Below are 4,119 nucleotides of genomic sequence, written 5' to 3'. Positions count from 1 at the left end.
ACGTACACCGTGCCGGTGACCCACCGCGACGGGCACCGGATCTGGATCTCGGCCGCGTTCAACCAGGTCGTCGATCCGGACACCGGCCGCCGGGTGATCGTCGGCGCGCGCCGCCTCCGCGCCCTCCGCGACGCGGACCAGCTTCAACCGCAGCCAGGACCGCCGGGGCGTCCCGGTGAGGGTGAACGCGTCGAACCGTTCGGCGATCGCCGTGATCACACCGGGGACGTTCCAGGTTTTGCCCCAGACCAGGCGGACCAGCGGCGGGCGTAGCCAGCCGTGCTCGACCGCCGAGTTCTCGGCCAGCATCCACAGCGGCCGGGTCAGCGCGCGGACGTCCTCGGGCCGGGCCGGGGTCTCCACGAAGTCGACGTCGAAGAGCAGGTCCAGGACCAGTTCGGTACGTCCGCCGCCGGTGAAGACGAGCGGGTCGTCGGCCAGTCCGGCGCCGGTGAGCGGCCCGTCCGGCCCGCCGCGCGGGCGTACCCCGGCCAGCCGGGTCACCTGCACGGTCTCCGGGTTGAGCAGGCAGTCCACGCGGGTACCGGACTCGTCCACGAGGAAGGCGACGCGCTCCATCAGTCACCCGCCTGTTCCCGGTCCAGCCGGGCCGTGTCACCCCACGGCGTGGTCCGTGTCGGAAGCCACGCCGGTTCGGCCGGGAGCACCGGCCAAGGGTCCGCGTGTGCTCCGCCGTCGGTCGCCCGGGCCGCGCCGGCCGGGCTCGTCGTCCGGGCCGGGCCGGCGTCGTCCGGCAGGACCGGCCACGGGTTGCCGGACGGGGGTCGCGTGGGTCGCTGCCACTGTCGCGTCCGGAACTCGTCGCCGGTGGCCGGGTCGTGTCCGTTCGGGTACGGCGAATGCGCGGCCGGGTAGTGGTCGACGGCTCCGCCGCGACCGTCAGCCGGCCCGGTTCGGCCGCGGCCACTCACGGGCCCGTGTCCGTCGTGACCGTTCGCCGGCCCGGCCCGGTCCTCCCTAGTGCGTGCGGCCGGTCCCTGCGACGATGGTGGCGCAGCCGCGAAGACGAGCGGGAGCACATCCCCTCGATCGGGCGAGAGGTCCGCCCCGGCGTCGTCATCCCGGTGCCGTGCCCGGCCTCGGCGGACCTGTGCGAGGTTCCGGAGCGCGTCCGCCCGACCCGGGCTGCGACCGGGCCATCGCTTCGGGGCTGACGGCGGGGCCGGGTCGCCGGACGCGACGCGGCCTCGCGATCCGATCGCGTCACGGCTGCCGTCCGGGCCGGTGCGCCGGTCAGCGCTGGTGGGCGCGCTGGTACCGATGCCGGCGGAACTGTCGGTGTCGTTGAACCTGTCGGTGCCGTTGCGATCGCTGCTGCCGGTGCCTGCCCCTGTTGCTCGTCCGGTGTCGGCGGTCGCTGTGAAGCTGGTGCTGGTGCTGGTGCTGGTGCTGGTGCTGGTGCCGGTGCCGGTGGCCGGGGTGCCGTGGGTGCCTGAACTGCCGAGGGCGTCCCGCGACCCGGATCGATCGGCGACGCACCCCGATCCGGCTGGGCCGGGTGACGTTACGCATTCGCATGCCGGAGCGTCCTCACGTGACCCGGCGCCGCCCGGGCGTACCACGTCGTGCGAGCGGCACCGAGCGTCCACCGCTGGCGGGAACGTCTCCGCCCCCGCCGTGTCCTCCCCACCAACCGAGATCCCCGTCCCACTCTCCAAGAGCTGCGGAAGATCTTGGTAGGAAACGGCCCCTATGGGGGCCCTTTTGTACCAAGATCTCGACGGGCCGTTGCGGGATCCGGCAATTCCGTCGATTACACGTGCCATCCAGTTCCGCCACCGCCCCCTCCGGCGCCCTTCGACGGAGCGCGGGGGAGGAGCGGAGGGGGGAAGGTCGCGCAGCAGGCCGGGGGCGTGCGCCGCCACCAGCAGCCGCCAGTGCTCGGGCGGCTGTCCGGGGGAGGATGGCGCGTCCTCGGCCGGGGCCGGTCCGGAGAGGCGGTCGGCGGTGGCCCGCAGGACGCGGGCCAGCCGGTCACGCGGTCGCCGGGGCGGCGGCACCGCCGGCCTCCAGCTCCAGGCCCTCGTACGCCAGGGTCAGCGCCTCGATGGCGATCTCCTGCGACAGCGTGTTCAGGTGCGCGCCCCGCCACCGGGTCGGCCACGCGTTGATCATGTTCCAGCGCAGCACCTCGGCGGTGCCGGCCGGGTCGAGCAGCACCACCGACACGTTGCGCCGGTTGACGGTGCCTTTCGCCGCCGCGTTCACCCAGTCCCACAGCTCCCGCGAGCTGGTCAGGCCGAAGTGGAGGGTGACCGGGGCGTACTCGACCTGGCCGGGCACGGCCCGGATGCGTTCGTTGCCCGCCTCCCGGTACGACAGCGCCGGTATCGCCACCTCGAAGCCGCTGACCTCGGTGAAGTGCCCGTTGGTGATGCCGTTGATCAGCAGCTTGAAGTGGTAGGCCCGGTACGGGTCGACGGGTGCGCCCGGCTGCGGCGTCGCAGTGGTGGGCATGTCAGCCTCCGATCGTCTCGGTCTCGGTGCCGCCGGCCCACTGGCTCAGCTTGAACACCACGAACTCCGCGGGCTTGACCACGGCGATGCCGATGTGCGCCACCACCATCCCGGCGTCGCGGACGTCGGCCGGGTTGGTCTCCTCGTCGCACTTCACGAAGAACGCCTCCTCGGGCGTCCGGCCGAGCAGCGCGCCGTCGCGCCACACCCGGGTGAGGAACGCCCCGATGTCGCGGCGGATCGAGCGCCACAGCGTGAAGTCGTTCGGCTCGAACACCATCCACCGGGTGCCGCCCGCGATGGCCTGCTCGATGGAGATGGACAGCCGCCGCACGTTCAGGTAGCGCCACTCGCTGGCTTCGGCGGCGAGCGTACGGGCACCCCACAGCCGGATGCCCTCCCCGGCGAAGAACCGGATCACGTTGACGCCCTTGGGGTTGAGCACGTCGTGCTCCGGCCGGGTCACCCGGTACGCGAGGTCGACGGCCCCGCGTACCGGCTCGTTCGCCGGCGCCTTGTGCACGCCGCGCAGCGCGTCGGTGCGGGCCCAGATGCCGGCGACGTGCCCGCTCGGCGGGGTGAGCACGAGGTCGCCGCTGAGCGGGTCGCGGACCCGGATCCACGGGAAGTAGAAGGTGGCGAAGTCCGACTGCCGGGGCCGGTCGCCGCCGGTGCCGGGCGGTTCGCCGTCGCCGTCGCCCGGCGTACCCTCGGCGGGTTTGTCGGACGACGCGGCCGCGCCGGCGGACGCGGGCTTCGGCGGCTTGCCCGGCGTGGCGACGCGGGTGAGCCGCGAGACGTCGGTGACCTCCGGCGGCGGGTCGCAGATCGCGACCATGGTGCGCAGCCGCTCGGCCATGCTGATCAGGGCCTCGTGCGACACGGGGTCGTGGTAGCCGGGCGCGGCCAGGATGGAGATCTCGTCGATCGCCTCCAGCAGTTCCAGGCCGCCGCGCCGCCCGCCGGTGCCGGTGAGCCGGCCGCCCTCGCCGACGTTGACGACCCAGCAGCGGGTGCCGCCGTTGTCCAGGAAGCCGAACACGGCGCGGGCCAGCGGGGTGCTCTCCAGCTGCTCGCCGTCGGCGTACAGCCGCAGGAACTCGGTCCAGCTGTTCACCGCCAGCGCCTCGCCGACGTGGGCGCCGCGGTCGGGCGCGATCCCGACGAACGCGGCGGTACTCATGCCGACCGGCCCGATCGGGCGGGCCCCGCTGGGCACCTCCTCGACGTAGATGCCGGGGGAGAAGTAGGTGGGCATCGGTCCTCCTCGGACGTCAGTCGGGCGCGCGGACGACGATCAGGTGGTCGCCGTCCGGATCGAGTTCGGCGGTGTGGACGCGTCCCGCGCCGACCAGCCGGATCCGCACCGGGGCGTCCGGCGCGGCGGGGTCGTGCGGCACGCCGGCCAGCCGGAACCGGCCGGCGGCGTCGGTCTCGGTGGCCTGGGCGGTGCCCACCAGCTCCACCCGGACGGCGGCGAGCGGCTGGTCCTGCGGGCCGACCACCCGGCCGTCGAGCGTGCGCATGCCGAGCTGCCGCAGTCGCAGCGGCTGGCGTACCGGCGGTGCGACCGGGACCGGCCGCTCCACCCGGGCCGGCGCGTCGAGCAGCAGCGCGGGCCGGGGCGCCACGCCGAGCGCC

The 4,119-nt window shown here is 74.3% G+C and carries 4 protein-coding genes; all 4 read right to left on the bottom strand.

Features of this window, described 5'->3' with window-relative positions:
• A partial coding sequence (locus tag AC2CHG_RS30320) for a CIS tube protein (RefSeq protein ID WP_484526095.1) occupies window positions 1-579 on the bottom strand: 579 nt, incomplete at its 3' end.
• 1,416 nt (window positions 580-1,995) lie between these two features.
• Window positions 1,996-2,478, bottom strand: a complete 483-nt coding sequence (locus tag AC2CHG_RS30315; RefSeq protein WP_013286679.1) for a phage tail protein — start codon at window positions 2,476-2,478, stop codon at window positions 1,996-1,998.
• Between the two features lies 1 nt (window position 2,479).
• Window positions 2,480-3,736, bottom strand: coding sequence for a phage tail sheath family protein (locus AC2CHG_RS30310; protein ID WP_484526094.1), 1,257 nt, complete (start codon window positions 3,734-3,736; stop codon window positions 2,480-2,482).
• 16 nt (window positions 3,737-3,752) lie between these two features.
• The coding region (locus AC2CHG_RS30305) for a carboxypeptidase-like regulatory domain-containing protein (RefSeq protein WP_484526093.1) at window positions 3,753-4,119 on the bottom strand (367 nt) is incomplete at its 5' end.

The organism is Micromonospora sp. ATLC20 (genome assembly GCF_057196585.1).
This window is presented reverse-complemented; position numbering and strand designations above follow the sequence as displayed.

Excerpts from the sequence above, each read along its gene's own strand:
- AC2CHG_RS30310 (WP_484526094.1), bottom strand. The coding sequence starts at position 3,736 with ATGCCCACCTACTTCTCCCCCGGCATCTACGTCGAGGAGGTGCCCAGC.
- AC2CHG_RS30315 (WP_013286679.1), bottom strand. The coding sequence starts at position 2,478 with ATGCCCACCACTGCGACGCCGCAGCCGGGCGCACCCGTCGACCCGTAC.